Origin of the sequence: Hamadaea sp. (genome assembly GCF_013362815.1) — a bacterium.
Lineage (GTDB): Bacteria > Actinomycetota > Actinomycetes > Mycobacteriales > Micromonosporaceae > Hamadaea.
On record NZ_JABFVK010000023.1, the window covers coordinates 14015 to 39963 of the forward strand.

A 25949-nucleotide genomic window follows, 5' to 3' on the forward strand; every position below is an offset into this window, starting at 1 on the left:
TTACGCCGTGGCCATCGCCGGAGCGAGGCAGCCCGCCGAGGTCGCGACGCCCCAGGTGGCGCCCCGGCCCCGCATCAGTTCCAGGCAGTGCTCCAGGCGATCGCCGGGCACTCCGTGCACGACGTGCCCGTCACCGGGGCGTACGCCGTCCTCGGTGCCGGCCTGGTAGTCGATCCAGTCGCCTTCGAAGGTGCAGATGATTGCACCCAGCCCTCGATAGAGACTGTCGGTCGGCCGGCCCGGGTTGATCAGGATGGTGTCGAAGCCCAGCCGACGCGCCGAGCGTACCGCCATCGCGACCGGGCCGATCGAGAACGGACTGGTCGGGACCTGGTCGAAGAAGAGGCCGCCGACCGCCTGCGCGGCCCATTCGTCGAGTTCGGCCTTGACCGACTCGACCGGGCGCGAGCCGAAGGCGAGGTCGAGGTAGCCCAGGGGGACGCCGGCGTTGACGGGACCGGCGACCGGATGCGCGTAGATCGTCAGGTGTCTGCCCACACCGACGTCAACGATTTGCCCGTTTGACCCGCGACTGTCGCTGAATTGACAGGCGCCGGGGAGTGCTTGCGCGAGCCGCCAGAAGTGCAGTCAGTTTGACGGCTGGCCCGGCGGTGTTACTGCCGTCCGAAGTCCTGGGTCCAGTACGGTGACGACTTTCGGTACGCCAACCCGACGCCGATCGCCTTCAGATCGCAGTTGAGGATGTTGGCCCGATGACCGGGGCTGTTCATCCAGCCCTTCATCACCGCCGCCGCGTCGGCATACCCGTACGCGATGTTCTCCGCCGCGGCCGCGCTGCGGGGATAGCCGGCCGCTACGACCCGGTCGACGAAGGAGGACCCGTCCGGCCCCGTATGGCTGAAGAAGTTCTTCTCGGCCATCAGGGCGCTGTAGGACCGGGCCGCTCTGTGCAGGCGCGAGTCGTTACGCAGCTTGCCGCAGCCGGCTTTCACCCGTTCGGAGTTCACCAGATCGAATACTTTGTTCTCGATCGCCGTGATCTTGTCGACCGCGGTCGGGGAGGCCTTGGTGGGCGACGGCGTCGCCGAGGCCGACGGCGTACTGCTCGAAGGCGACGCCGGGACGGGTGAACCGGTCGGTCCGTCTGTCGCCCCGGAGAGGGAGGCCGAGGCGGTCGCCCCCGGGTTGCCGGCCGCCAGCGACGGCGCGAAATTCGGGGCGAACAGCGCAACAGCGGCGAAAAGCCCGACGATCAAGGTCACCGCAAGCAGGAGGGCGAGCGCCAAGGGCAGGGGTGACCTGCGCGGAGCCCGGTGCATCGGCCGATCGGGGGAGGGGCGCACCCGCCGAAGCTATCGGGACGACCGGGCATGGGCAACCCAGACGATGTGTCAGATCACGACAGACCGGGAACAGGCGGTAACGGGTGTCACTCGGTGGCGCAGCTTGACTCCGACTCCCGATCGGCGGAGTATGGAATCCGACGCCGTATCGCGCCCTAACCGTGTCCACCCACATGCGCCGTGGGCTGGCTGCCGCGAGACAAATGGGCGCGTGTCGACCGGCATACCGGTGGCGCAGAACAAGGAGATGAAATGGCGAAGGCCCTCTTTGGCCACGTCACGATGGCACCAGACCGGCGCCTTCTCGACGAGGTCACGAAGTTGCGTGCCCGGGTGAACTCGTTGGAGTTCGAGAACACCCGCCTGCGGGCGGAGAACGATCGGCTGGCCGCTGCGGTCGCCGGGAGCGAGAACGACGAGTTCCTCCGTCTCGCCGAGACGGCCATGGCCTGATCGGCCTGGTCGGAAGAACCTGATAGCGCGCCTGCCACGATGGTGGCGGCGCGCTGTTGTCTGTCTATGGCCCGGCCGCGACCTGCGCTTGTGTAGCGCTGTCCGATAGTGGGTAGGTGCGCCCGGCACCGCGTCCCGCCGCGCCGCCGCCGACGTCGGACCCCGAGCGGGTAGGCTCCACCTCTGCACCTTCACGAGACAGCGGAGACCCGTGCACCTCAAGACCCTGACGGCGAAGGGGTTCAAGTCCTTCGCCTCCACGACCAAGTTGCAGCTGGAGCCGGGAATCACCTGCGTGGTGGGCCCGAACGGCTCCGGCAAGTCGAACGTGGTCGACGCCATCTCCTGGGTTCTCGGCGAGCAGGGCGCCAAGGCGCTGCGCGGCGGCAAGATGGAAGACGTCATCTTCGCCGGGACCGCCGGTCGCCCGCCCCTGGGCCGCGCCGAGGTCACCCTGACGATCGACAACGGTGACGGCGCGCTGCCGATCGACTACACCGAGGTGTCGATCACGCGGCGGATGTTCCGCTCGGGCGAGAGCGAGTACGAGATCAACGGCGACCGCTGCCGCTTGATCGACATCCAGGAGCTGCTCTCCGACTCCGGCATCGGCCGGGAGATGCACGTCATCGTGGGGCAGGGTCAGCTCGACGCGGTTCTGCACGCCAAGCCGGAGGACCGCCGCGCGTTCATCGAGGAGGCGGCCGGCGTACTGAAGCACCGCAAGCGCAAGGAGAAGGCGCTGCGGAAGCTCGACGCGATGCAGGCCAACCTCAACCGGCTCAACGACCTCACGACGGAGCTCCGGCGGCAGCTCAAGCCGCTCGGCCGGCAGGCCGAGATCGCCCGGCGGGCCGCCGGCATCCAGGCCGATCTACGTGACGCCCGGCTGCGGCTGCTCGCCGACGACCTCAACACGCTGCGCAGCACCCTCGATCGGGAGATCGCCGACGAAGCCGCGCTGCGCGACCGCCGGCGCACCGTCGAGGCCGAGTACGCCCAGGCCCAGCGCCTGCTGAACGAACTGGAGACGGCGCACGCCGCGGACGCGCCGGCCCTGCAGGCTGCTCAGGACACTTGGTACCAGCTCTCCGCCTTGCAGGAGCGGTTCCGCTCGACTGCACAGCTCGCGGCGGAGCGCCTGCGGCACCTGTCCGCCCCCGCCGAGGACGAGCAGCGTGGCCGTGACCCGGACCTGCTCGTCGAAGAGGCCGAGGCGGTCCGGGACGAGGAGATCGCCCTCCGCGAGGCTCTGGAGATCGACAAGGACCGGCTGGCCGAGGCGATCGCCGCCCGCCAACGGCTGGAGCACGAGCTCGCCGCGGCCGAGAAGGCGCTCGTCGCCGCGGTCAAGGCGATCGCGGACCGGCGCGAAGGGCTGGCCAAACTGGCCGGTCAGGTCGCCAGCGCCCGAACCCGGACGACCACCGCCGCCGAGGAGATCTCCCGGCTGAGCGCCGCGTACGCCGACGCCGCCGCGCGCGCCGGTCAGGCGCAGGAGGAAGTGGACGTCGCCAACGCCGAGTCGACCGAGGCCGACCGGGACAACGTGGCTCTCGACGAGGCGCTCGCCGAGGCGACTGCTGCCCTGACCGAGGCCAACGAACAGCTGAAACTGCTCTCCGACGCCGAACGGACGACGGAGAAGGACGCGGCGAGCTGGCGGGCCCGGGCCGAAGCCCTGTCGCTCGGCCTACGCCGCAAGGACGGGGCCGGTGCGCTGCTCGCCCGGTCCGACGACGTACCCGGGCTGCTGGGCAGCGTCGCGTCGCTGCTCACCGTCGAGGCGGGTTATCAGGGTGCGATCGCCGCCGCGCTCGGTGGGCTGGCCGACGCCGTGGTCGTCGCCGGGGTCGACGAGGCCGCCGAGGCGATGCGCCTGCTCAAGATCTCCGACGCCGGCCGGGCCGCGATGCTGATCGGCGGGCGCGGGGTGAGCCGGCCGCCCGCGGTGGCGCTGCCGGACGGCGCCCGATGGGCCAGCGACCTGGTGCGGTGCGCCGAGGAACTGCGGCCGGCCGTCGACAAGGCACTCGCCGAGGTCGCGATCGTCACCGATCTGCGCCAGGCGACCGAGCTGGTGACGGCGTACCCGCAGGTGAAGGCGGTGACTCCGGAAGGCGACGTCATCGGGGCGTACGCCGCTGCCGGTGGATCAGCCAAGGAACCCAGCTACATCGAGACCCAGGCCGCCGTCGACGAGGCCGACCAGAAGCGGGCCGCCGCCGAGGCGGAGTTGTCCCGGTTGCGCCATCAGATCACCGCGTCGCGGGAAGTCATCGCGGTCCGGAAGAAGTCCGTCGACGACGCCGCGGCGGCCAAGCGAGCGGCCGAGGGCGAGCGCAACGCCGTCGCCCGTCACCTGGCCGAACTCGGTGCGGCCGCCCGCTCGGCGCGAGCCGAGGCCGACCGGCTCGCCCTCGCCCGGGACAAGGCGGTGGCCAGCCGCGAGGAGGACCTCGAACGCCTCGCCGAGCTGGAGGAGCGCCTCGAACTGGCCCAGGACAGCCCGATCGAGGAGGATCCCTCGTCGGCGGAACGGGACCGGCTCGCAGCGTTGGTGCCGCAGGCTCGACAGAATGAGATGGAAGTCCGCCTCGCTGTGCGTACCAGTGAGGAACGGGTATCGAGCATCGCGGGCCGCGCGGATTCCCTGTTGCGCCAGGCGCAGGCCGAACGGGCCGCGAGAGAACGGGCAGCCGCCCGCCGCGCGGCCCGGGAGCGTGGCGCGGGTATCGCCCGGTCCGTCGAGAGCGGCGCGCGACTGGCCCTCGAACAGCTGTCCGGCGCGTTGATCGCAGCCGCGAGCCGCCGGGACGAGCTGGCCGAGGCGCGGACTGCGCGGGAAGCCGAACTGGCCGAGGTACGCGCGGACGCCAAGCGGCTCGGCGGCGACCTGGAGCGGCTCACGAGCGAGGTGCACCGCGACGAGGTGGCCCGGGCGGAGCAGCGGCTGCGCATCGAGCAGCTGGAGGCGAAGGCGGCCGAGGAGTACTCGATCGACGTCGACACCCTGCTCGGCGAGTATGGCCCGCACGTTCCCGTGCCGGTCGTGCTCGACTCCGATGGCGACGAAGAGGCCGACGCCATTCCTTACGACCGGGCGATCCAGGAGAAGCGCGCCTCGAAGGCGGAACGCGAGCTGGCCCTGCTCGGCAAGGTCAACCCGCTGGCGCTGGAGGAGTTCGCGGCGCTGGAGGAGCGCTACAAGTTCCTCTCCGACCAGCTCGAAGACCTCAAGGCCACCCGCAAGGACCTGCTCACCGTGGTCAAGGACGTCGACGACCGCATCCTCCAGGTCTTCGCCGACGCGTTCCACGACACGGCGCGGGAGTTCGAAGAGGTCTTCCGGGTCCTGTTCCCGGGCGGCGAGGGCCGGCTGATCCTCACCGATCCCGACGACATGCTGACCACCGGGGTCGAGGTCGAGGCACGCCCGCCGGGCAAGAAGATCAAGCGGCTGTCGCTGCTGTCCGGCGGCGAGCGGTCGCTGACGGCGGTCGCGTTGCTCTGCGCGATCTTCCGGGCGCGCCCCAGCCCGTTCTACATCATGGACGAGGTGGAGGCGGCGCTCGACGACGTCAACCTCGGCCGCCTGATCACCCTCTTCGAGCAGCTCCGCGAGAAGAGCCAGCTGATCATCATCACGCACCAGAAGCGCACGATGGAGGTCGCCGACGCGTTGTACGGCGTCACCATGCGTGCCGGTGTGACCGAGGTGATCAGCCAGCGACTGTCGCGTGAGGACGATTGATGACCGGCGTACGCGAGCCCGCGAAAGCCCTTCTGCTCGACCTGGACGGAGTACTTCGCCACTACGACGGGGCGATCGACGCCGTGATCGAGGACCGGCACTTCCTCGAACCCGGCGCGATCTTCCGGACGGCGATGGAACCCGCGCGCTACAAGACGCTGGTCACCGGCGGGTGGACTCGGGCCGAGTGGTTGGCCGACGTCGGTGCGACTCTCGGGCTGACTTCCGCGGAGGTCGACGAGCTGGCTGCGTACCGGGGTTATGTGGACCGTGAGGTGCTCGAGTTCGTCCGGGAGGTACGCGCGGCCGGCGTACCGGTCGGGTTGTGCACCAACGCGCCCCGGGATCTGGCGGACGATCTCGCCCAGCTCGGCATCGCCGAGGACTTCGACGCCGTCGCCAACTCCTCCGACGTCAGGTACGCCAAACCACAGCCCGAGTACTACCGGGCGGCGTGCGTACTGGTGCGGACGGTTCCGCGGTATTGCCTGTTCGTCGATGACTCGATGCGCAACGTCGAAGGCGCTCGCCGGGTCGGCATCGCCGCTTTCCGGTGGAGCGGCCACGGGGACATCCCTTATCTGAAAGCCGCGCTGGGTCTTTAGCTCTCAGCTGCAGATCACGGTTACGCAGGCCTCCCGGGGTCGTTCGAAGCATGCGTAACCGTGATCTGCAGCGATCGTCAGAGGTACTGACCGACCCGCTCGTCCGCGTCGACGGCCCGGGCGGACGGCGTACCGGAGCGGAGCGCGTACAGCTCGGCGAGGGTCGCGCCACCGGTAGGGATGCCGGACGGCGTACCGAGCCACGTGGCGGCCTCGGCGTACGGGAGAGCCGTCACCTCGATGCGCGCCAGGCAGCGTCCCGGGCGCAGGACTGCCGGGTGCAGCCGGGACAGGTCCTCGTTCGTGGTGATCGCGACCAGCACGTTCCGCCCCTGGCCCAGGAGTCCGTCGGTGAGGTTGAGCAGCCGCGACAGCGCCTGGCCGGTCGCCTGCTTCGCCTCGGCCCGGATCAGCTCGTCGCAGTCCTCCAGCAGCAGCATCCGCCAGCTCGGACCGTCCTCGTCGTCGTCCATCCCGACCGCCATGCTCATGAGGTAGGACGGCGAGCCGAACAGCGACTCGGGGTCGATGACGGCGTCGATCCGGCACCAGGACCGCCATTCGCGGGCGAGGCTGCGCAGCACGTTGGTCTTGCCGGTGCCGGGCGGGCCGTGCAGGAGCAGCAGGCGTCCGTCGATCGTGTCCGGGGTGAGCGCCATGAGCCGGTCGAACTGCTCGGCGACCGTGTTCGCGTAATTCCGCCGCAGCTCCCGCCACGGCGTGGTGGCGATCTTGCGTACCGCGCGCCGGGGTCCGTTCCCGGTGAAGTGGGCGAAACCGACCTCGACCGTCTCGGTGTCGGTCGGCTCCGGCTCCTGGACGTCCTTGATGCTCTCCTCGAGCACCGTCCGGGCCAGCTCGGCGGAGTCGGCGGTGACGGTGACCATGGCGGAGCCGCCGCGCCAGCGTACGGCCCGGAGGGTCCAGCCGTCGCCGGTGGCGAGGTGGGAGCTGGTGCCGTCGTCTTTGGCGGCGCGCTGGATCTGGGCGCCGGCGGGCAGCAGCAGCGCGTCCGACCGCACCCGTTCCAGGCGCTTCGTACGCGCGAAGGGCTGAGCGCCCGTCGCGAACTCGGCGAGCGCCATGGCGTCGATGACGTCGACCGGAGAGTCGCCGTCGTCCAGGTAGAAGGTGTGCGGGAAAGACACCTGAACATGATCGGGCCGGTGCCCCGCATCGATCAACGGATTTCGGCTGGGCCGACGCCGGGCGTGCCGACGCCGGGCGGCCCGAGTCTGAGAGGATGGCCGGATGGAAAACCTCGTCATCCCTCTGGTGGTGCTGATCGTTGTGATCGGCATCGCGCTCGCCGTCTTCGCAGTACGCCGTACGCGCCGCAGCGTTCCGCCGCAGCCGTCCGCGCCGAGCGTCGAGGCGGCACCCGGCGAGGTCACCGCTCCCACCAAGGCACCCGCTCCCGCTGAGGTCGCGCCCGCCCCGCCGACACCGGTCATCCGGGAGCCGGAGGCTGTGCCGGAGCCGCAAGTCGAGGTGCCCGAGCCCACCGCCGGTCGGCTCGTCCGCCTCCGGAGCCGGCTCGCCCGCAGCCAGAACGCCTTCGGCCGGGGTCTGCTGGCGGTGCTGTCCCGGGACCGGCTGGACGAGGACGCCTGGGAGGAGATCGAGGAGAGCCTGATCACGGCGGACGTCGGGGTCGAGGCCACCGGTCAGATCGTCGCCAAGCTGCGCGAGCGCACCCGTATCCTCGGTACGCGTACCGTGTCCGACGTCAAGACGCTGCTCGCCGAGGAGCTCACCGAGGCACTGGACCCGAAGCTCGACCGGTCGCTGAAGGCGAGCCCGCACGACGGCCGCCCGGCGGTGATCCTGGTCGTGGGGGTCAACGGCGCCGGCAAGACCACCACCTGCGGGAAGATCGCCCGCGTACTGGTCGCTGACGGCCACAGCGTCGTCCTCGGCGCGGCCGACACGTTCCGGGCCGCCGCCGCCGACCAGCTCGCCACCTGGGGTGGCCGGGTCGGCGCGACCGTCGTCCGCGGCCCTGAGGGCGGCGACCCGGCCGCCGTGGCCTTCGACGCGGTCAAGCAGGGCATCGACACCGGCGTGGACACGGTGCTCATCGACACCGCGGGTCGGCTGCAGAACAAGATCGGCCTCATGGACGAGCTCGGCAAGGTCAAGCGGGTGGTGGAAAAGCACGGCCCGGTCGACGAGACCCTGCTCATCCTGGACGCCACAACCGGACAGAACGGCTTGGAGCAGGCCCGCGTCTTCATGGAGGTGTGCGACGTCTCGGGTGTCGCGCTCACGAAGCTGGACGGAACCGCCAAGGGCGGTATCGTCATCGCTGTGCAGCGCAAGCTCGGGATCCCGGTCAAACTGGTGGGACTCGGCGAGGGCCCGGACGACCTGGCCCCGTTCGAACCCGCCGTCTTCGTCAGCGCTCTGCTGGGCACCGAACACCCGGACGCCGTGTGACTGTGGACTATGAGATCCCGCTGCGCGGAGGCAACGTCTCAACCGTAGTGCGGGTGGGAGACACCGTACGCCGGAACGCCGGGCCCTGGACCCCGTCAGTCCACGCTCTGTTGCGCCATTTGGAGCACGCCGGGTTCACCGGCTCGCCCCGGGCGCTCGGCATGGACACGCAGGGCCGTGAGGTCCTCTCCTACCTGGCCGGGGAGTGCGGCGAGTACCCGCTCAAGCCCTACTGGGTGACCGATGAGGCGCTCGTCACCGTCGCCACCATGCTGCGCATGTTCCACGACGCCCAGGCCGGTTTCCGCCCGCCGCCCGGCGCGGTGTGGCGCTCGTTCGGCCCGCCGCCGCCGGACGCCGAGGTCATCTGCCACCACGACGCCGCTCCGCACAACGTCATCTGGCGTCCGGACGGCACCCTGGCGATGATCGACTTCGACCTGGCGTCGCCCGGTGCGCGCATCTACGACGTCGCGTACGCCGCCTGGACCTGGGTGCCGCTGTTCAGCGACCGGGACTCGGTGACGCTCGGGTGGCACCGGCCCGACCGGCCGCGCCGCCTGCGGCTGTTCGCCGACGCCTACGGGCTGATCCCGCGCGACCGCCACCGCCTCGTACGCACGATCCGCAAGCGCATCGTCGACCACGTCGAAGGCATCCGCCGGATGGCGGCCGCGGGTGATCCTGCGTTCGTCCGGATCGTCAACAAGGGTCATCTCCGGCGGCCGATGCGCGATCTGCGGCTGCTTGATTACGAGCGCTACACGTTGGAACACGCCCTGCGTTGAGCGCGCCCGGCTTCCGGGGCGCTGGATCACGGATCTGGGTCGAATCACGCCGGGGAGCCTCTCGGGCGAGCCGCCAGGAGTGCGGTCAGTTGGGAATTCGACCGAGAACCCTGATCCAGCGCTAAAACGGACGGCCGAAGAGCCTCGTGAGGATTTCTTCACACGCCGGAAACACTTCGTCACACACACGAAACCGCGCAACGTGAATGCGTGAAACACGCGCCCGGAAAGCTCCCCCAACAACCGGCGCAGCGGCGATGCGGCCCAGCCGGGAGGGAGAATTCCACTCACTGAGGAGGGCACGTGCTGCTCCTGGAGGACGCGCCGACGATCGACACCGGGAACACGACCTGGTTGCTCGTCTCCAGCGCACTTGTGTTGCTCATGACGCCGGGTCTCGCCTTCTTCTACGGCGGTCTCAACCGGGCCAAGAGCGTACTGAACATGATGATGATGAGCTTCGTGACGATCGGGCTCGTCTCGGTCCTGTGGCTCATGTACGGCTTCTCGCTCGCGTTCGGCACCAACGACAACGCGGACGTGAACACCGTCATCGGTAGCTTCAGCCAGTATCTGGGCGGCAAGACCGGGACGACGTTCAGCGAGTTCTGGATGGCGGGCGGCGCGTCGACGGGCATTCCCACGTTCGTGGTGATGGCCTTCCAGATGATGTTCGCCATCATCACCGTCGCCCTGATCAGCGGCGCCCTGTCGGACCGCCTGAAGTTCGCGGGCTGGCTGGTCTTCGCCTTCGGCTGGTTCACCCTCGTGTACGTTCCGGTGGCGCACTGGATCTGGGGTGGCGGCTGGATCGCCACGAAGCTGCACGCGCTCGACTTCGCCGGTGGTACCGCGGTCCACATCAACGCCGGTGCGGCTGCCTTGGCCGTCGCGCTGGTGCTGGGCAAACGGGTCGGCTGGCCGAAGGAGGCGTTCAAGCCGCACAACGTGCCGTTCGTGGCGCTCGGCGCCGGCCTGCTGTGGTTCGGCTGGTTCGGATTCAACGCCGGTTCGGAGCTGACCGCCGACGGCACCGCCGCGATCGCGTTCGTCAACACCCAGGTCGCCACGGCGGCCGCCGTCCTGGGCTGGGTCGCGGTCGAGTGGATCAAGTCGGGCAAGCCGACCCTCGTCGGCGCGTCCTCGGGCGCGGTGGCCGGTCTGGTCGCCATCACCCCGGCCTGTGGCTTCATCTCCCCATGGGCCGCGGTCGTCCTCGGCATCATCGCCGGTGCGGTTTGTGCCCTCGCGGTGAGCTTGAAGTACCGCTTCGGCTTCGACGACTCGCTCGACGTCTTCGGCGTTCACTTCGTCGGCGGATGGATCGGCTCGCTGTCGATCGGCTTCTTCGCCAACGACTACGTGAACTCCTGGATCACCGACGACAAGATCCTCGGCGCCGACAACGGCCTGTTCTACGGGGGCGGCCTGACTCAGCTCGGCCGACAGGCGCTGGCCAGCGGCTCGGTCTCGATCTTCTCGTTCGGCGTGGCGGCCCTGATCGCCCTGGCGATCAAGTACACCATCGGGCTGCGGACGTCGCCGGAGACCGAGGTCGAGGGCATCGACGTCGCCGAGCACGCCGAGTCGGCGTACGACTTCGCTCCCACCGGCGGCGCTGCCGGTGCGTTCGCCCTGGCCGGCCTCGCGTCGGCGCCGGGCAAGGCCGCGGAGGCCGAAGAGTCGGCCCCGTCCACCGAGAAGGTGGCCGGTTAAGGTCCAACGATGGAGGGATTGAGCATGAAGCTGGTCACCGCGGTCATCAAGCCATATCAGCTGGACGCCGTGAAGGCGGCGTTGCAGACGCTGGGCGTGGCGGGCATGACGGTCAGCGAGGTCCAGGGATACGGCCGGCAGAAGGGACACACCGAGGTGTACCGGGGCGCCGAGTACACGGTGGAGTTCCTGCCGAAGATCCGTATCGAGGTGCTCACCGACGAACTGGACGTGGACAAGGTGGTCGACAACATCGTCACCGCCGCACGGACCGGGAAGATCGGCGACGGCAAGGTCTGGGTCACGGAGGTCTCCGAGGTGATCCGGGTGCGTACCGGCGAACGCGGCCTCGACGCACTGTGATCGACGCACAGCACATCGGCGCCGCCGCACGCTCTGAGCGTGCGGCGGCGTTCGACGTCTGGCTGACCAAGTTGGCGGCAGACTCGGGGTTGCCGCCGGGTGTCAGCCTCGTCGCCGTGGGCGGTCTCGGCCGTCGCGAATGCGCCCCCAAGGGCGACCTCGACCTGGTGCTGCTGCATACGGGAGTGGCCGGGATCGAGGAGCTGGCGGCGCGCATCTGGTACCCCGTCTGGGACAGCCGGGTCGGCCTCGACCACTCGGTCCGGACCGTGGCGGAGTCCCTGGCCGCGGCCGAGTCCGACGCCAAGGTCGCGCTCGGCCTGCTCGACGCGCGGCACGTCACGGGCGACGCCGGCCTCACCGCCCGGCTAGCGCGGAGTGCGGCCGACCTCTGGCGGCGTACCGCTCCGGTGCAGCTCAGCCGGCTGCGCGAGGTCACGGCGGCCCGGCACGCCACGCACGGCACGCTGGCCCAACTGCTCGAGGGCGACCTCAAGGAGGCCGCGGGCGGTCTGCGGGACGTGGGCATTCTGCGCGGGATCGGTCGCGCCGGCATCGCCGACGCAACTCCTCCAGTGATACGCGCAGCGCAGATCCGCCTTCTGGACGTTCGGGACGCCCTCCACCTGTCGGCCGGGCGGAACCTGGACCGCCTGGTGGCGCACGAGCGTACCGCCGTCGCCGAGGCGCTCGATCTGCCCGACGGCGATGCGCTGCTGCGACGAGTGGCCAACGACGCGGCGACGATCGAATGGGCGCTGGACGACGCCTGGCGGTCCGTTCATCGCTGGCGTGCCTCGTTGGGGCGGGGCGGCGTACCGCACCGGGCGCAGCGCCTGCCGTTGGCGACCGACGTCGTCGAGAGCGACGGCGAAGTCGTGCTCGCCCGGTCGGCGGTCACCCCGCATCCCGACCCCAGCCTGTCGCTTCGCGTCGCCGCGGCGGCCGCCACCGCGAAGCTCCCCATCGCCCGGTCCACTTTGGAGTGGCTGAGTCGCTACGTTCCGCCGTTGCCCAATCCGTGGCCCGCCGCTGCGCGTACCACTCTGATGAGCTTGCTGGGCTCGGGCCCGGCGCTGATCCCGACCTGGACTGCGTGTGACCGCTTCGGGCTGATCACGGCCTGGCTGCCGGAGTGGAGCCGGTTGCGCGGCGCGCCGCAGCACAACCCGGTGCATCAGTTCACATTGGACCGTCACCTGATCTCGGCGGCGGCCGAGGCAGCCGGGTACGCACGCGAGGTCGCCCGGCCCGACCTGCTCTTGCTCGGCGCGCTCGTGCACGACGTGGGCAAGGGCTTGCCGGGCGACCACAGTGAGGTCGGCGCGCCGATCGCGGCCGGAATCGCGCGCCGCGTCGGGCTGCCGGAGGCGGACGTCGCGTTGATCGAGCGCCTGGTCCGGCACCACCTCGTGCTGCCGGAGATCGCGACCCGGCGCGACATCGGCGATCCCGCGACGGTGACCGCGGTCGCGGAGATCGTGGGGGACACCGAGACCCTGGAGCTGCTCCACATGCTCGCGCGGTCGGACGCGGTCGCGACCGGACCCGCAGCCTGGACCACTTGGAAGTCGCGGCTGATCGACCAGCTAGTCGCCGCCGTCCGGGCGAGCCTGGCCGGAGCCCCGCTGCCGGTGCCGATGGCGCCGGACCCGACACTGTTGCGAGCCGACCTGCCGGTAGTGCAGGTGGCGCCGGATTGGGTCGCGCTCGCGGCCAAGGACCGCCGCGGACTGCTCGCGACGGTCGCCGGCTGCCTGGCCATGCACCAGCTCGAAGTGGTCGCGGTCAACTCGATCACGGTCGCGGAGCGGGCGGTTCTGCAGTGCGCTGTGCAGCCCCGTTATGGCACCTCGCCCGACCGGGATCTGCTGGCGGCGGATCTCCGCCGGGCGGCTCTCGACCAACTTGCCCTGCCGGCTCGGCTGGCCCGGCGCTCGCGTACGCCGAACGCCGCCCGTCCCCGTCCCCGGGTGCTCTGGCCCGCCGACGACCTGCTCGAAGTACGCGCGACCGACGAGCCTGGCCTGCTCTACCGGATCACCTCGACGCTCGCCGAGCTCGGCGTGAACCTCCGGGCCGCCCGGGTCTCCACGCTGGGCGCTGACGTCGTCGACGCCTTCTATCTGATCGGGCCGGTCGACCGGGTCGCGATTGAGGCCGCTCTTCTCCCCATGCTGGGTTAGCTGCCCGCCCCCGCCCGCTCGTCGCACGCTCGCGCGCTGTGCTGGTCTTTGGGCACCGGATCAGGGTTCTCGGTCGAATCTTGCCCCATGATTCGACCCACATCCCTGATCCGGCGGCTTCCTGCGGCCCACGAAGCTCGGCGCGCCGAGCGCCCTGGGCGGCGGGTAGTCTTTCGGGGGCGGCGGCGAGCCGCCCTTGATCGGACAAACCTCACCAACGGGATGATTGCGCTGTGTTTGACACACTGAGCGACCGGCTTTCGGGGATCTTCACGAAGCTGCGCGGCAAGGGGCGGCTCACCGAGGCCGACATCGACGCCACCGCCCGCGAGATCCGGCTCGCCCTGCTCGAGGCGGATGTCGCGCTGCCGGTCGTGCGCGCGTTCATCGCCGCGCTCAAGGAGCGGGCGCGCGGCTCCGAGGTGTCGCAGGCGCTCAACCCGGCCCAGCAGATCATCAAGATCGTCCACGAGGAGCTGATCAACGTCCTCGGCGGCGAGGCTCGGCGGCTCCAGTTCGCCAAGCAGCCGCCGACCGTGATCATGCTGGCGGGTCTCCAGGGTTCCGGTAAGACCACCCTGGCCGGAAAGCTCGCCAAGTGGCTCAAGGGTCAGGGCCACCAGCCGATGCTGGTCGCGGCCGACCTGCAGCGCCCGAACGCCGTCAACCAGCTGCAGGTGCTAGGCGAGCGGGCGGGCGTCGAAGTCTTCGCCCCCGAGCCGGGCAACGGCGTCGGCGACCCGGTCGCGGTCGCCAAGGAGTCGATCGAGTACGCCCGCCGCCACATGCGCGACATCGTCATCGTCGACACCGCCGGTCGGCTGGGCATCGACCAGGAGATGATGGCGCAGGCCGCCTCGATCCGCGACGCGGTCACCCCCGACGAGGTCATCTTCGTCATCGACGCGATGGTGGGTCAGGACGCGGTCGCCACGGCCGAGGCATTCCGCGACGGAGTCGGCATCACCGGTGTCGTGTTGTCCAAGCTGGACGGTGACGCCCGGGGTGGCGCGGCGCTGAGCGTACGCCATGTCACCGGGCAGCCCATCCTCTTCGCGTCCACCGGCGAGAAGCTGGAGGACTTCGACGTCTTCCACCCCGACCGGATGGCCAGCCGCATCCTGGGTATGGGCGACGTCCTCACGCTGATCGAGCAGGCCGAGGCGGCCTTCGACGCCGATCAGAAGGAGAAGATGGCCGCCAAGCTCATGGGCGGCGAGCAGTTCACGCTGGAAGACTTCCTCGACCAGCTGATCGCGATCCGCCGGATGGGCCCGATCGCCAACATGCTCAAGATGATGCCGGGCATGAACCAGATGAAGGGTCAGCTCGACGACCTGGACGACAAGCACTTCGACCGGGTAACCGCGATCATCCGGTCGATGACCCCGCACGAGCGCGCCAACCCGAAGATCATCAACGGGTCGCGCCGCGCCCGCATCGCCAACGGTTCCGGCGTCACCGTCATGGACGTCAATCAGCTGCTCAACCGTTTCACCGACGCGCAGAAGATGATGAAGCAGATGGGCGGCATGATGGGCCTGCCCGGCGGCGGCCGGCGCAAGGCGACCAAGAGCCCGAAGAACAAGCGCAAGGGCACCAAGGGCGGCGGCCGCTCCGGCGGCGGCTTCCCGGCCGGCCTGCCCGGTGGGATGCCTCAGCTTCCGCCGGGTCTGGACCCGACGCAGCTTGGCGGCGGCGACGACTTCAAGGTGCCGAAGCTGGACTTCAACAAGCTCTTCAAGCGGGACAACTAGCGTTCGTTCGGGGCGACGCGCGAGCGCGCCGCCGCCAGCGAGCGGGCGGAGGCCGCCGGACAACGCGAGCGAGCTGATACGAGCGGGGGCGGCGAAGCAGGGGCTGCGCGCGACGCTACTCGCGAGTACGTTGCGTCCATGTTGCGACGCATCACCTCCGTCGCCGCCGTTGCCGCGCTCACCCTGGGACTCGTGGGCGCTCCCGCGTCGGCCTCGCCGGACAGATCCACCACGTACTATCTGGCGCTCGGCGATTCGCTGGCGGCCGGCTACCAGCCGGTCACGCCGTTGGACCGCACCGAGGGCTACGTCTGGCAGCTGCACCGTCAGCTGCAGGCCACCCAACCGAAGCTGAGCCTGGAGAATCTGGGCTGCGGCGGCGAGACCTCGGGCACCCTGCTCGACGGCGGGATCTGCGAGTACCCCGGTCGCGCCTCTCAACTCGAGGCGGCCGAACGCTTCCTGCACGCGCACAAGGACAAGGTCTCGCTGGTCACGATCGACATCGGCGGCAACGACCTCAACCACTGCGCCAAGGGCGGCACGATCGATCCGGGGTGCGTACAGAGCGCGCTGGCGGCGTTGACCGTGAATCTCGGGCAGATCCTCGCCCGGCTGCGGGCGGTCGCTCCGCATACGCCGATCATCGGGATGACCTACTACAACCCCTACCTCGCGGCCTGGCTGGCCGGGCCGGCCGGTCGGGCGCTGGCGCTTCAGTCCATTCAGGTCAGTGGCCTCTTCAACAACATTCTGACGGCGCTCTACCACGCCGCGGACGCCCGGGTCGCCGACGTCGCGGGCGCGTTCGCCTCGACGGATCTCACGACTCAGGTCCCGCTCCCCGGCGTCGGCACGGTGCCGCTCGCCGTCGCGCGGATCTGCGCATGGACGTGGATGTGCGCGAAGACCGACATCCACGCGAACACCATCGGGTACGCCGTCCTCGCAGACGCGTACCAGGCGGAGGTCTGACCTGACCGGATGGGTCGCCACAAGGGCAAGGGCGTCGAGGAACGCCCTTGCCCTTCCGTATTACGCGGTAATAAAATCAACGGGTGACTGAGCCGGGGAGCGAGAAGTCGCGCAACAGGAAACCGATCGAGCCGGGCGCAAAGCCTGGCAGCGGAAAGGTGGTCAGGTTGTCGCTATCGCTGGATAGTCAGTTGGACACTCGCCTGCGGGAGGCCGTAGCCGCGTCGGGTGTCACGATGTCGGCCTGGGTGTCCCAGGCCATCGAAGAGCGCCTGGATCGGCTGAAGGCCGATCTCGAGGAGGATGCCAGGATCCAGCAGCGTCTCCGTGAGCTGGATGAGTTCTTCGGGCCAGTGCCCGAGGACATCGCCCGTGAAGTCGACGAGGAGATGATCCGGCTGGGTCTGATGGATCCGAAGGACCGCCGATGACGTCGATTGTTTATGACACTGGCGCCTTGTTGGCGGCGGAACGTCGCGACTTCCGCTTCGTCCGGATGCACCGGAACCGAACGACGTCGCAGGTCCCGCTATTCGTACCAGTCGTCGTCCTCGCCCAGGCTTGGCGGGACGGCAAGCAGCATGGCCTGATCGAGGTTCTCAAGGACTGCGAAATCACCCCTGACACTGAACGCATCGGCAGGGCGGCCGGGGAGGCCTGCGCAAGGTCCGGCACGAGTGACGTGGTGGACGCGATCGTGGTCGTCACCGCGCTCGCTCACGGATCGGCAGTGGTCTCCAGCGATCCCAGTGACCTCCGGAAGATCGCCGCCGCCCTGGGGAAGAAGCTGGACATCCTTGTGGTCTAGTGGAGCGCATGGCGTTGCACGTACGCGGAGTGCTCCTTCCCGACGATGAGACCGGCGATCTGTGGCTCGACGGCGACCGGGTGTCGCGTACACCGATACCTGGCGCCACCACGGTCAACGACGGCGGGTTCATCCTTCCGGGGCTGGTCGACGCCCACTGCCACATCGGGATCGCCCCAGGCGGCCGTCCAATCGAGAGCCTCGACCAGGCCCGGGAGCTCGCCCTGATCGACCGGGCCGCCGGAGTTCTCGCGATCCGCGACGCCGGTTCGCCGTATGCGTACCCGGAGCTGGACGACGAACCGGAGTTGCCCCGGCTGGCCCGAGCCGGGCGGCATGTCGCACCACCACGCCGGTATCTGCCCGAGATCGGCGTCGAGGTCCCCGCCGAACTCGTGGCGGAAGAAGTCACCCGGCAAGCGGCGGCCGGCACGGGCTGGGTGAAGCTGGTCGGCGACTGGATCGATCGAGACCGGGGCGATCTCGCTCCCGCTTGGGACGATGCGACCTTGGCGGCTGCGGTCGAGGCAGCGCACGCCGCCGGCGCGCGGATCACCGCACACTGCTTCGAGGAGCAGAGCGTCGCGACGCTGGTCCAGGCCGGGATCGATTGCGTCGAGCACGGCACCGGATTGTCCCCGGAGATCATCGCTGAGATGGGGCGCCGCGGGACGGCGCTCGTTCCGACGATGATCAACATCGCTACGTTCGGATCGATCGCGCAGCGGGCCGAAGCCAAGTTCCCGGGGTACGCCAAGCACATGCTCGCGCTGCGAGACGGCTTCCCGGCGGTGGTCGCGGCGGCCCATGAGGCGGGGGTGCCGATCTACGTCGGGTCCGACGCCGGTGGCGGCATCGCCCACGGGCTGGCCGCCGAGGAGATGCTGCTCCTGCACTCGGCCGGGTTGTCGGCCGACGAAGTGCTGGCCGCCGGTTCGTGGCGCGCGCGGGAATGGCTGGGCTTCCCCGGACTCGCCGAAGGCGGGTGGGCCGACCTCGTCGTCTATCCACGAGATCCGCGTCAGGACCTCACGGTCTTGCGTGAACCGAGCCTGATCATCCTGCGTGGCCGAATCGTCTCCGCCTGACCTCGGCGGTAGGCAAGCAGATCACGGATACGCATGCTTCCCGTGCCCAAGATCGCATGCAGATCCGTGATCTGGTGCTCACGGTGTCGGCGTGGGGCGGGCGGTGGCCAGCGAAGGCGAGCCGAAGGCGGCCAGTAGGATGAGTGCCCATGGCGCGTGTGCTGACTCCCCGGGCGGAAGACTTCCCCCGCTGGTACCAAGACGTGATCGCGAAGGCCGAGCTGGCTGACAACGGCCCGGTCCGGGGCACGATGGTGATCCGGCCGACGGCGTACGCGATCTGGGAGCGCATGCAGGCCGACATGGACGGCCGGATCAAATCGACCGGGGCGGAGAACGCGTACTTCCCGCTGTTCATCCCCGAGAGCTACCTGCACCGGGAGGCGCAGCACGTCGAGGGGTTCTCCCCGGAGCTGGCCGTCGTCACCCACGGCGGTGGTAAGCAGCTCGCCGAGCCGGTCGTGGTCCGGCCTACGAGTGAGACTGTCATCGGCGAGTTCATGGCGAAGTGGGTCGACTCCTACCGGGATCTGCCGCTGCTGCTCAACCAGTGGGCGAATGTCGTCCGGTGGGAGATGCGCCCGCGGATCTTCCTGCGTACCAGTGAATTCCTGTGGCAGGAGGGGCACACCGCGCACGCGACCGAGCAGGACGCCAAGGATTACACCCTGCGCATCCACCACGAGGTCTACGAGAAGCACATGCGTGAGCTCCTCGCCATCCCTGTCGTGCCCGGCCGGAAGACCGACCGCGAGCGGTTCGCCGGCGCCACGAGCACCTACACGCTCGAAGGCATGATGGGCGACGGCAAGGCGCTGCAGATGGGCACCTCCCACGAGCTCGGCCAGAACTTCGCCCGCGCCTTCGACATCCAGTACTCGAGCGCCTCCGGCTCCCGTGAGTACGCCTGGACGACCTCGTGGGGCTCGTCGACCCGGATGCTGGGCGGCCTGATCATGTGTCACGGTGACGACAACGGTCTGCGCCTGCCGCCGCTGCTGGCCCCGACGCAGGCGCTGGTCATGGTGGTGAAGGAGAGCGACGGTTCGGTGACGGCCGCTGCCGAGGGCCTCGTCGGCGAGCTCGCCGCTGCGGGCGTACGCGTGAAGCTTGATGATCGGGTGGACACGCCGTTCGGCCGCCGCGCCGTGGACGCGGAGCTGAAGGGCGTGCCGCTGCGGATCGAGGTCGGCCCGCGCGACCTGGCCGCCGGCAACGTGACGTTGGCCCGCCGGATCGACGGCTCGAAGACCCCGTTGCCGCTGGGCGGAGTGGTCGCCGAGGTGACCGCGGCGCTGGTCGCCGACCAGAAGGCTCTCTACGAGGAGGCTCTGGCCCGGCGCGAGGCGAACACGGTCGAGGTCAAGACGCTGGACGAGGCGATCGAGGCCTCGCAGACCGGCTGGGCCCGGGTGCCGTGGTCGGCGGTCGGCGTCGACGGCGAGGCGAAGGCGAACGAAAGCGCGATCACCGTGCGCTGCCTGTTCCGCGAGGACGGCTCGGCTCCGGCCGCGCAGGACGAGCCGAACCTGACCGCGATCCTCGGCCGTTCCTACTGAGCGCCAACGCGAGATGCGGTTCGAACCCGGCCGGGTGGTCCTGCACCGCCATTTCCAGGGTCCCCGGCTGGGTCTGCTGAAGACCGCGGTCGTGCTCGCCGACGACGATCGCGGCCTGCTGCTCTGGGTGCCCCGGGGTGCGCCGATGCTCGACCGGAAGGCGGTCGACGGCCGGGGTCTGCGGGCGATGCCGTTCGCGGAGTGGCTCGTCACCGAGACCAAGCTCTGGGAGATGACCTGGCGCGGTCCGGCCATCCTCAAGGTGCTGCCGCCCGGTGAGGACTACTCCGTGTGGCTCTTTCGCACCGAAGACGGCGCGTTCAGGGGCTGGTACGTCAACCTGGAAGAGCACGGCGTCCGGTGGGACGACGGCTCGGTGGCCGGAGTCGACATCGTCGACCAGGACCTCGACATCTGGGTCGAACCGGATCGCTCCTGGTCGTGGAAGGACGAGGAGGAGTTCGCCGAGCGGCTGGCGTACTCCTCCGATTACTGGGTGGCCGACGGCGACGCCGTACGCCAAGTGGGCGAGCGCGTGATCAAGCGCATCGAAGCCGCCGAGTTCCCGTTCGACGGCTCTCTGCGTACCCTCACGGGCGAAGCGGAATGGACCGGATCGCAGCACGTGCCCGCAGGCTGGGACCGACCACGAGCCCGGTGAGGGGCCGCGCGCCGGAAGCGACTCGATTACCTTGGGGCCCATGGTCTTCGAGCGGGGCGAGATCGTCTACTTGCGACACTTCCAGCGCGACACGATCGCGGGCCTGTACCCGCTTCGGGCCGTACGCCACGACGACCGTGGCGCGTTGCTGTGGGGCCATACGGGAAATCGGCATTTCGTCACCTCCCTGACTGACGGCCGTATGCTCCGGGAGGTCCCGCTGCCGGAGTGGGTACGCAGTCCGAAGCGGCTGATCGACTTCGAAGCGGTGCACTCCGTGCTGTGCTGGCATCCGGCCGGTGCCGACTACTCCATCCGATTCTTCTTCCGCCCCGGCGGCGAGTTCTACGCCTGGTACGCCAACCTTGAGCTGCCCGCGGTCGCCTGGCGGTCGGCCGACCTCGCCGGGCTGGACACCGTCGACTGGGACCTGGACGTGTGGATCGAACCGGGTCGGACTTGGCGCTGGAAGGACGAGGAGGAGTTCGTCGAGCGGCTGAGCCAGCCCGACTATTACTGGGTCGACGACGAGCAGCGCGTACGCGAAGCCGGCCGGGCAGTGATCGAACTCGTGGAGGCGGGGAAGTTTCCCTTCGACGGGACCTGGACCGATTTCCGGCCAGATCCGGACTGGAGTCCGATCGCGTCGACCGAGCCGCCGCCCGGCTGGGACGCCCCCCGCCGCTGCTGATAGGCGAGTGGATGTGATCTGCGTCCCGTACGCCCGGCGGGGTGGGTCCGCGGGTTCCCGGACGTCTGGCACAATTGACGATTGGTATTCGATGCGCGCACGGCAGCCCTCTAACTTCCGACGCCCGTCGTGTCCATGAACGCTCGCACCGCTCACAACCCCACGTGGGATGGCGAGCGCTCGAAACCTATCGCAACAGGAGCGAACAAACGTGGCCGTCAAGATCCGGCTTCTGCGGATGGGCAAGATCCGCAACCCGCAGTACCGCATCGTCGTCGCCGACTCGCGTACCAAGCGCGACGGCAAGGCGATCGAGTTCATCGGCGTGTACCACCCCAAGGAGGAGCCCTCGCTGATCGAGGTCAAGTCCGACCGGGTGCAGTACTGGCTGTCGGTCGGCGCGCAGCCGAGCGAGCCGGTCATCGCCATCCTCAGCAAGACCGGTGACTGGCAGAAGTTCAAGGGTCTGCCCGCTCCGGCCGAGCCGCTGAAGGTCGCTGCCGCCAAGGCCGACCGCAAGGCGATCTACGAGGCCGAGGCGCAGGCCGCCGTCGGCGTCACGGAGACCAAGAAGGCGGAGCCGAAGAAGGCCGAGAAGAAGGCCGAAGCCAAGGCTGAGACGCCCGCCGAGCCGGCTGAGGCTCCGGCCGAGGGGGCCTGACCTTGCGCGGCGGCTCGTCGGGCCGGACCGACAGCACCCTGCGTCCGGCGCTCGAACACCTGGTCAAGGGCATCGTGGAACACCCGGATGAGGTCCGGGTGCGGTTCGTCGACGCGCGCCGCGGCGCGCGGCTCGAGGTGCGGGTGCACCCCGACGATCTGGGCACGGTGATCGGCCGCGGCGGGCGTACCGCCCGGGCGCTGCGCCAGGTGATCGGGTCGGTGGGCGGCAAGGGGATGCGCGTCGACATCGTCGACGCGTACTGACCGTCGTCATGCTGCTGGTCGTAGGCAAGATCCTCCGTCCGCACGGTATCCGCGGCGAACTCGTCGTGGAGGTCCGCACGGACGAGCCTGAAGACCGCTTCGCGGTGGGGTCGGCGTTCGACGCCGGCCCCACCGAGCAGAAGCGGGACACCAGGCTCACCATCGAATCGATCCGTTGGCACCAGGGCCGTCCGCTGATCTTCTTCGCGGAGGTTCCGGACCGCCACGTGGCCGAAGAGCTGCGCGGCCTCTACCTGTGGGTCGATTCCGCCGGCATAGCCGCTCCGGCGGACCCGGACGAGTTCCACGACCACCAGCTGGTCGGGCTCGACGTGGTCACGGTCGCGGGGGACAAGGTCGGGGTGGTCGATCGCATCGATCACGCGCCGGCTTCGGACATGCTGGTCGTACGCAAAGAGGACCGGACGACCGCGTTGGTCCCGTTCGTGCGGGCCATCGTCCCGACGGTCGACGTCGCGGGGGGCCGAGTCGTGATCGACCCGCCCGGCGGACTGCTGGATCTCTAGGCGGCGTGATGCGCGTCGACGTCGTCTCCATCTTCCCCGAGTACTTCGCCCCGCTCGACCTCTCCCTGCTCGGCAAGGCCCGCACGGAGGGGCGGCTGGAGCTGGCGGTACATGATCTGCGTACGTGGACGCACGATGTGCACCGGACGGTCGACGACTCTCCGTACGGCGGCGGCGCCGGCATGGTCATGCGTCCCGAACCGTGGGGCGAGGCGCTGGACGCCCTGGCCGACGGGCGTACGCGATTGGTCGTCCCCGCGCCGACCGGACGGCTGTTCACCCAGGAACTGGCGCACGAACTGGCCGCCGAGGAGCACCTGCTCTTCGCGTGCGGGCGGTACGAGGGCATCGATCAACGCGTACTCGATCACGCGGCCGGTCGGATGCCGGTGACCGAGGTTTCGCTCGGCGACTACGTGCTCTTCGGCGGTGAGGTCGCCGTGCTGGTGATGCTGGAGGCGATCACCCGGCTGCTGCCCGGCGTACTCGGCAATGCCGCCTCGCTCGACGAGGAGTCGCACGCGAACGGGCTGCTCGAAGCGCCGATGTACACCAAGCCGGCCGTCTGGCGGGGGCTGGAGGTGCCCGAGATCCTGCGCTCGGGTGACCACGGCAAGATCGCCCGTTGGCGGCGTGACCAGGCCCTTCTGCGTACGGCCGACCGCCGCCCCGACTTGATCGAGGCGCTCGATCCCGAATCGCTCGACAAGAAGGACCGGGCGGCGCTCGCCTCTCGAGAGCCGGGACCAGCCTCGGCGGTGTGATCTGACCGGGCCGGTTTCCGCCCCGCGTACCAGATGTGGCAAAGTAGAGAGGTTGCCGTTCTCGCGGGGCTCTCGCACGCCCGCAGAACGAGGACCACGCACCCGCACTCGCGGGTCGGAGCAGCCGGTGACGGCGGCGAGCGAGGTCAGAAATGTCCGCACGCGCGCCGGGAGCGGCGCGCGCGACACTGAGGAACAGCGATGAACACGCTGGACAAGCTGGACGAAGCGTCCATCCGTACTGACACGCCGCCCTTCCGCGCCGGTGACACCGTCAAGGTCTATGCCCGAGTCGTCGAGGGCAACCGGTCCCGGGTGCAGATCTTCCAGGGCGTCGTGATCCGCCGCCAGGGTTCGGGCCTGCGCGAGACCTTCACGGTCCGCAAGGAGAGCTACGGCGTCGGCGTCGAGCGCACCTACCCGATTCACAGCCCGGCCGTCGACCGGCTCGAGGTTGTGACCCGTGGTGACGTCCGCCGGGCCAAGCTGTACTACCTCCGCGATCTGCGGGGCAAGAAGGCCAAGATCAAGGAGCTGCGCGAGGCCAAGGCGGCCTGACGCGGTTTCTTATCGGTCGAACGTACGACAAGACCTCGTCCAGATGGACGGGGTCTTGTCGCGTTATCGGGCCGTCAAGGCTCCGGACAGCACCGATGTCCCGGAACTTAACCGTTCGGACATAATCGGCCCTCCCCAAACAGTCCGGCACCCTCTAGAGTGCCTCCGGTGACCGACCGCACATACGACCGATGGCCGGAGCAGCCTCGGTGGGAGGATTCGCGCGAACCCGACGGGGACGCCTCGCGGGATCGCCGATCGACGGGTGAGCCCGCCGAGCCGTATCCTCCGCAGCGGTCGTGGGCGGACCAGAGCGATGCCCAGCGGTCATGGGCGGACCAGGACGAACCCCGGCGGTCGTGGGTGGACCCGCATGATCCCCGCTGGGAGAGCGAGCCCCGCTACGCGGAACCTCGCTATCAGGAGCCGCAGTATCAGGAGCCGCGGTATCAGGAGCCGCCGGATCGGTCCGGCTACGAGGAGCGCTGGGGCACCGGCGTACCCGCCGTGCCGGCGTCGCGATCGCTGGAGCCGGTCAACCGCCCCGCTCCGGCCGGCCCGCAGCGCCGTCAGCGGCGGCGGCTCAAGCTGTGGCAGGAGATCCCGCTGCTCCTCGTGATCGCCCTCGGCGTCGCCTTCCTGGTGCAGACCTTCCTGTTCCGGGCGTACTACATCCCCTCCAGTTCGATGGAGGACACCCTGGTGCGCGGGGACCGCGTACTGGTGAACAAGGTCGTCTACCACTTCGGCGACCCGGAACGCGGCGACGTCGTCGTCTTCAAGGGCCCGCCGAACTGGGCTCCCGAGTTCTCCGAGGACCCCAACGCCAGCTTCTTCTCCAAGGTCGGCAGCGGGCTCAGCGACCTCGTCGGCCTGGGCAAGCCGGGGGAGAAGGACTTCATCAAGCGGGTGATCGGCGTACCGGGGGACCGGGTCTCCTGTTGCGACGTCAAGGGCCGGATCTTCGTCAACGGTACGCCGATCGACGAGCCCTACGTCACCAAGAACGCCAACAAGGACAGCCCCAAGACGCCGGGGCAGTGCGGGCCACGACAGTTCGACGAGGTCGTGGTCGAGCCCGGCATGCTCTTCGTCATGGGGGACAACCGTTTCGTGTCCCAGGACTCGCGCTGCCGGGGCCTCGTCCCGATCGAGAACGTGATCGGGCGCGCAGGCAGTGTCGTGTGGCCGATCAGTCGCTGGGATTCGATCTCCTCCCCGGACTCGTTCAAGGATGTTCCCGCTGGTCAGACCCAGGCACTCGGCGGGATGCCGGTGCTGCCGGTCGATCCCGCCGCAGTCTGGACCGTAGTGCCGGTGTGGCTCACCCGCAGGAACACAGCGCGGTCGCGTAGGCTCCCTGCGTGATTGACGAGCAGACCAAGAGCAAGAGCAGCGGTAGCAGCGGATCGTTCTGGCGCGAACTGCCCATTCTTCTTGTCGTGGCCCTCGTGGTCGCGTTCCTGGTGCGGGCGTTCGTGGTCCAGACGTTCTTCATTCCGTCGCAGTCGATGGAGCACACGCTCAACATCGACGACCGGGTGCTCGTCAACAAGCTGGTCTACGACTTCCGGGATCCGCACCGAGGCGAGGTCATCGTCTTCGTGTCGCCCGAGTCCTGGCGGTCGGACCCGAACGAGAAGGACTTCATCAAGCGGGTGATCGGCGTACCGGGCGATCACATCACCTGCTGCGACCCGCAGGGCCGCATCCAGATCAACGGGCACCCGCTCGACGAGCCCTACATCCTGCCCAACACCGATCACACCGGGCAGAACGCGGCGCCGCAGGACTTCGACATCATCGTCCCCGCTGGTCGGCTCTGGGTGATGGGCGACAACCGGTACTCCTCCGGCGACTCGCTGCAGAACTGGCGCGCCCACAACAACAGCGACATCAACCAGGCGACGATCCCGATCGACTCGGTCGTGGGGCGAGCCTTCGTGCTTTTCTGGCCGTTCGATCGAATGCGCTGGCTCAGCGTCCCGGACAGCTATGACAGCGTTCCCGCGCCCACTGGCTAGAT

At 69.3% G+C, this 25949-nt stretch carries 26 protein-coding genes; 23 read left to right on the plus strand and 3 right to left on the minus strand.

Annotated elements, in window-relative coordinates:
* The gene (locus HOV77_RS13200) at positions 1-498 is read right to left on the minus strand and encodes a spherulation-specific family 4 protein (RefSeq protein ID WP_290861874.1); all 498 of its coding nucleotides are present in this window, start codon (positions 496-498) and stop codon (positions 1-3) included.
* Positions 499-614: 116 nt separating this feature from the next.
* Positions 615-1304, minus strand: a complete 690-nt coding sequence (locus HOV77_RS13205) for a CAP domain-containing protein (protein ID WP_290861876.1) — start codon at positions 1302-1304, stop codon at positions 615-617.
* A gap of 252 nt (positions 1305-1556) precedes the next feature.
* On the opposite strand from HOV77_RS13205, the gene HOV77_RS13210 reads away from it, so the two are divergent.
* From HOV77_RS13210 to HOV77_RS13220, 3 genes are all read left to right on the plus strand, one after another.
* Positions 1557-1757 carry a hypothetical protein gene (locus HOV77_RS13210; protein ID WP_290861878.1) on the plus strand — a complete coding sequence of 67 codons (201 nt, stop codon included), beginning with the start codon at positions 1557-1559 and terminating at the stop codon, positions 1755-1757.
* A 211-nt stretch (positions 1758-1968) separates the two neighbouring features.
* On the plus strand, positions 1969-5511 hold the full coding sequence (gene smc / locus HOV77_RS13215; RefSeq protein ID WP_290861880.1) for a chromosome segregation protein SMC: 3543 nt from the start codon (positions 1969-1971) through the stop codon (positions 5509-5511).
* Positions 5511-6116, plus strand: coding sequence for an HAD-IA family hydrolase (locus HOV77_RS13220; protein ID WP_290861882.1), 606 nt, complete (start codon positions 5511-5513; stop codon positions 6114-6116). Before smc ends, HOV77_RS13220 begins: the two co-directional genes overlap by 1 nt.
* A 77-nt stretch (positions 6117-6193) precedes the next feature.
* On the opposite strand, the gene HOV77_RS13225 is transcribed toward HOV77_RS13220, so the two are convergent.
* Entirely contained in the window at positions 6194-7264 is a 1071-nt protein-coding gene (locus HOV77_RS13225) for a DUF5925 domain-containing protein (RefSeq protein WP_290861884.1), read from the minus strand.
* A 103-nt stretch (positions 7265-7367) separates the two neighbouring features.
* Between HOV77_RS13225 and ftsY the strand changes: the two genes are divergently transcribed.
* The 20 genes from ftsY to lepB (HOV77_RS13325) all read left to right on the plus strand — a co-directional run bounded on the left by ftsY (position 7368) and on the right by lepB (HOV77_RS13325) (position 25947).
* Positions 7368-8555, plus strand: a complete 1188-nt coding sequence (gene ftsY / locus HOV77_RS13230; RefSeq protein WP_290861886.1) for a signal recognition particle-docking protein FtsY — start codon at positions 7368-7370, stop codon at positions 8553-8555.
* Positions 8552-9343 (plus strand): aminoglycoside phosphotransferase family protein, encoded by a 792-nt coding sequence (locus HOV77_RS13235; protein WP_290861888.1) that lies wholly within the window; start codon positions 8552-8554, stop codon positions 9341-9343. The genes ftsY and HOV77_RS13235 overlap by 4 nt, the downstream gene beginning before the upstream one ends.
* A 312-nt stretch (positions 9344-9655) precedes the next feature.
* Positions 9656-11059 carry an ammonium transporter gene (locus HOV77_RS13240; RefSeq protein ID WP_290862040.1) on the plus strand — a complete coding sequence of 468 codons (1404 nt, stop codon included), beginning with the start codon at positions 9656-9658 and terminating at the stop codon, positions 11057-11059.
* A gap of 24 nt (positions 11060-11083) precedes the next feature.
* Positions 11084-11422 (plus strand): P-II family nitrogen regulator, encoded by a 339-nt coding sequence (locus HOV77_RS13245; RefSeq protein WP_253757051.1) that lies wholly within the window; start codon positions 11084-11086, stop codon positions 11420-11422.
* Positions 11419-13608 (plus strand): [protein-PII] uridylyltransferase, encoded by a 2190-nt coding sequence (locus HOV77_RS13250; RefSeq protein WP_290861891.1) that lies wholly within the window; start codon positions 11419-11421, stop codon positions 13606-13608. Before HOV77_RS13245 ends, HOV77_RS13250 begins: the two co-directional genes overlap by 4 nt.
* Positions 13609-13841: 233 nt before the next feature.
* Positions 13842-15365 carry a signal recognition particle protein gene (ffh, locus tag HOV77_RS13255; protein ID WP_290861893.1) on the plus strand — a complete coding sequence of 508 codons (1524 nt, stop codon included), beginning with the start codon at positions 13842-13844 and terminating at the stop codon, positions 15363-15365.
* Positions 15366-15503: 138 nt separating this feature from the next.
* Positions 15504-16340, plus strand: coding sequence for an SGNH/GDSL hydrolase family protein (locus HOV77_RS13260; RefSeq protein ID WP_290861895.1), 837 nt, complete (start codon positions 15504-15506; stop codon positions 16338-16340).
* A gap of 83 nt (positions 16341-16423) precedes the next feature.
* Positions 16424-16771, plus strand: a complete 348-nt coding sequence (locus HOV77_RS13265; protein WP_290861897.1) for a ribbon-helix-helix protein, CopG family — start codon at positions 16424-16426, stop codon at positions 16769-16771.
* The gene (locus tag HOV77_RS13270; RefSeq protein ID WP_290861899.1) at positions 16768-17148 is read left to right on the plus strand and encodes a PIN domain-containing protein; all 381 of its coding nucleotides are present in this window, start codon (positions 16768-16770) and stop codon (positions 17146-17148) included. The genes HOV77_RS13265 and HOV77_RS13270 overlap by 4 nt, the downstream gene beginning before the upstream one ends.
* A gap of 8 nt (positions 17149-17156) precedes the next feature.
* On the plus strand, positions 17157-18236 hold the full coding sequence (locus tag HOV77_RS13275) for an amidohydrolase family protein (protein ID WP_290861901.1): 1080 nt from the start codon (positions 17157-17159) through the stop codon (positions 18234-18236).
* Between the two features lie 149 nt (positions 18237-18385).
* On the plus strand, positions 18386-19795 hold the full coding sequence (gene proS, locus HOV77_RS13280; protein WP_290861903.1) for a proline--tRNA ligase: 1410 nt from the start codon (positions 18386-18388) through the stop codon (positions 19793-19795).
* Between the two features lie 13 nt (positions 19796-19808).
* Positions 19809-20456: a DUF402 domain-containing protein gene (locus HOV77_RS13285; RefSeq protein WP_290861905.1), complete on the plus strand. Its 648-nt coding sequence runs from the start codon at positions 19809-19811 to the stop codon at positions 20454-20456.
* Between the two features lie 40 nt (positions 20457-20496).
* On the plus strand, positions 20497-21147 hold the full coding sequence (locus HOV77_RS13290) for a DUF402 domain-containing protein (RefSeq protein WP_290861907.1): 651 nt from the start codon (positions 20497-20499) through the stop codon (positions 21145-21147).
* Between the two features lie 211 nt (positions 21148-21358).
* Entirely contained in the window at positions 21359-21808 is a 450-nt protein-coding gene (rpsP, locus tag HOV77_RS13295; RefSeq protein ID WP_290861909.1) for a 30S ribosomal protein S16, read from the plus strand.
* 2 nt (positions 21809-21810) lie between these two features.
* A complete protein-coding gene (locus tag HOV77_RS13300; protein WP_290861911.1) occupies positions 21811-22074 on the plus strand; it encodes an RNA-binding protein in 264 nt (87 codons plus the stop codon).
* An 11-nt stretch (positions 22075-22085) separates the two neighbouring features.
* Complete coding sequence (gene rimM / locus HOV77_RS13305) at positions 22086-22601, plus strand: ribosome maturation factor RimM (RefSeq protein WP_290862042.1); 516 nt, start codon at positions 22086-22088, stop codon at positions 22599-22601.
* Positions 22602-22609: 8 nt separating this feature from the next.
* Entirely contained in the window at positions 22610-23365 is a 756-nt protein-coding gene (gene trmD, locus HOV77_RS13310; RefSeq protein WP_290861913.1) for a tRNA (guanosine(37)-N1)-methyltransferase TrmD, read from the plus strand.
* A gap of 201 nt (positions 23366-23566) precedes the next feature.
* Positions 23567-23923, plus strand: coding sequence for a 50S ribosomal protein L19 (gene rplS, locus HOV77_RS13315; RefSeq protein ID WP_290861915.1), 357 nt, complete (start codon positions 23567-23569; stop codon positions 23921-23923).
* Between the two features lie 168 nt (positions 23924-24091).
* Complete coding sequence (gene lepB, locus HOV77_RS13320; RefSeq protein ID WP_290861917.1) at positions 24092-25291, plus strand: signal peptidase I; 1200 nt, start codon at positions 24092-24094, stop codon at positions 25289-25291.
* On the plus strand, positions 25288-25947 hold the full coding sequence (gene lepB / locus HOV77_RS13325; RefSeq protein WP_290861919.1) for a signal peptidase I: 660 nt from the start codon (positions 25288-25290) through the stop codon (positions 25945-25947). Before lepB (HOV77_RS13320) ends, lepB (HOV77_RS13325) begins: the two co-directional genes overlap by 4 nt.
* Positions 25948-25949: the final 2 nt, after the last annotated feature.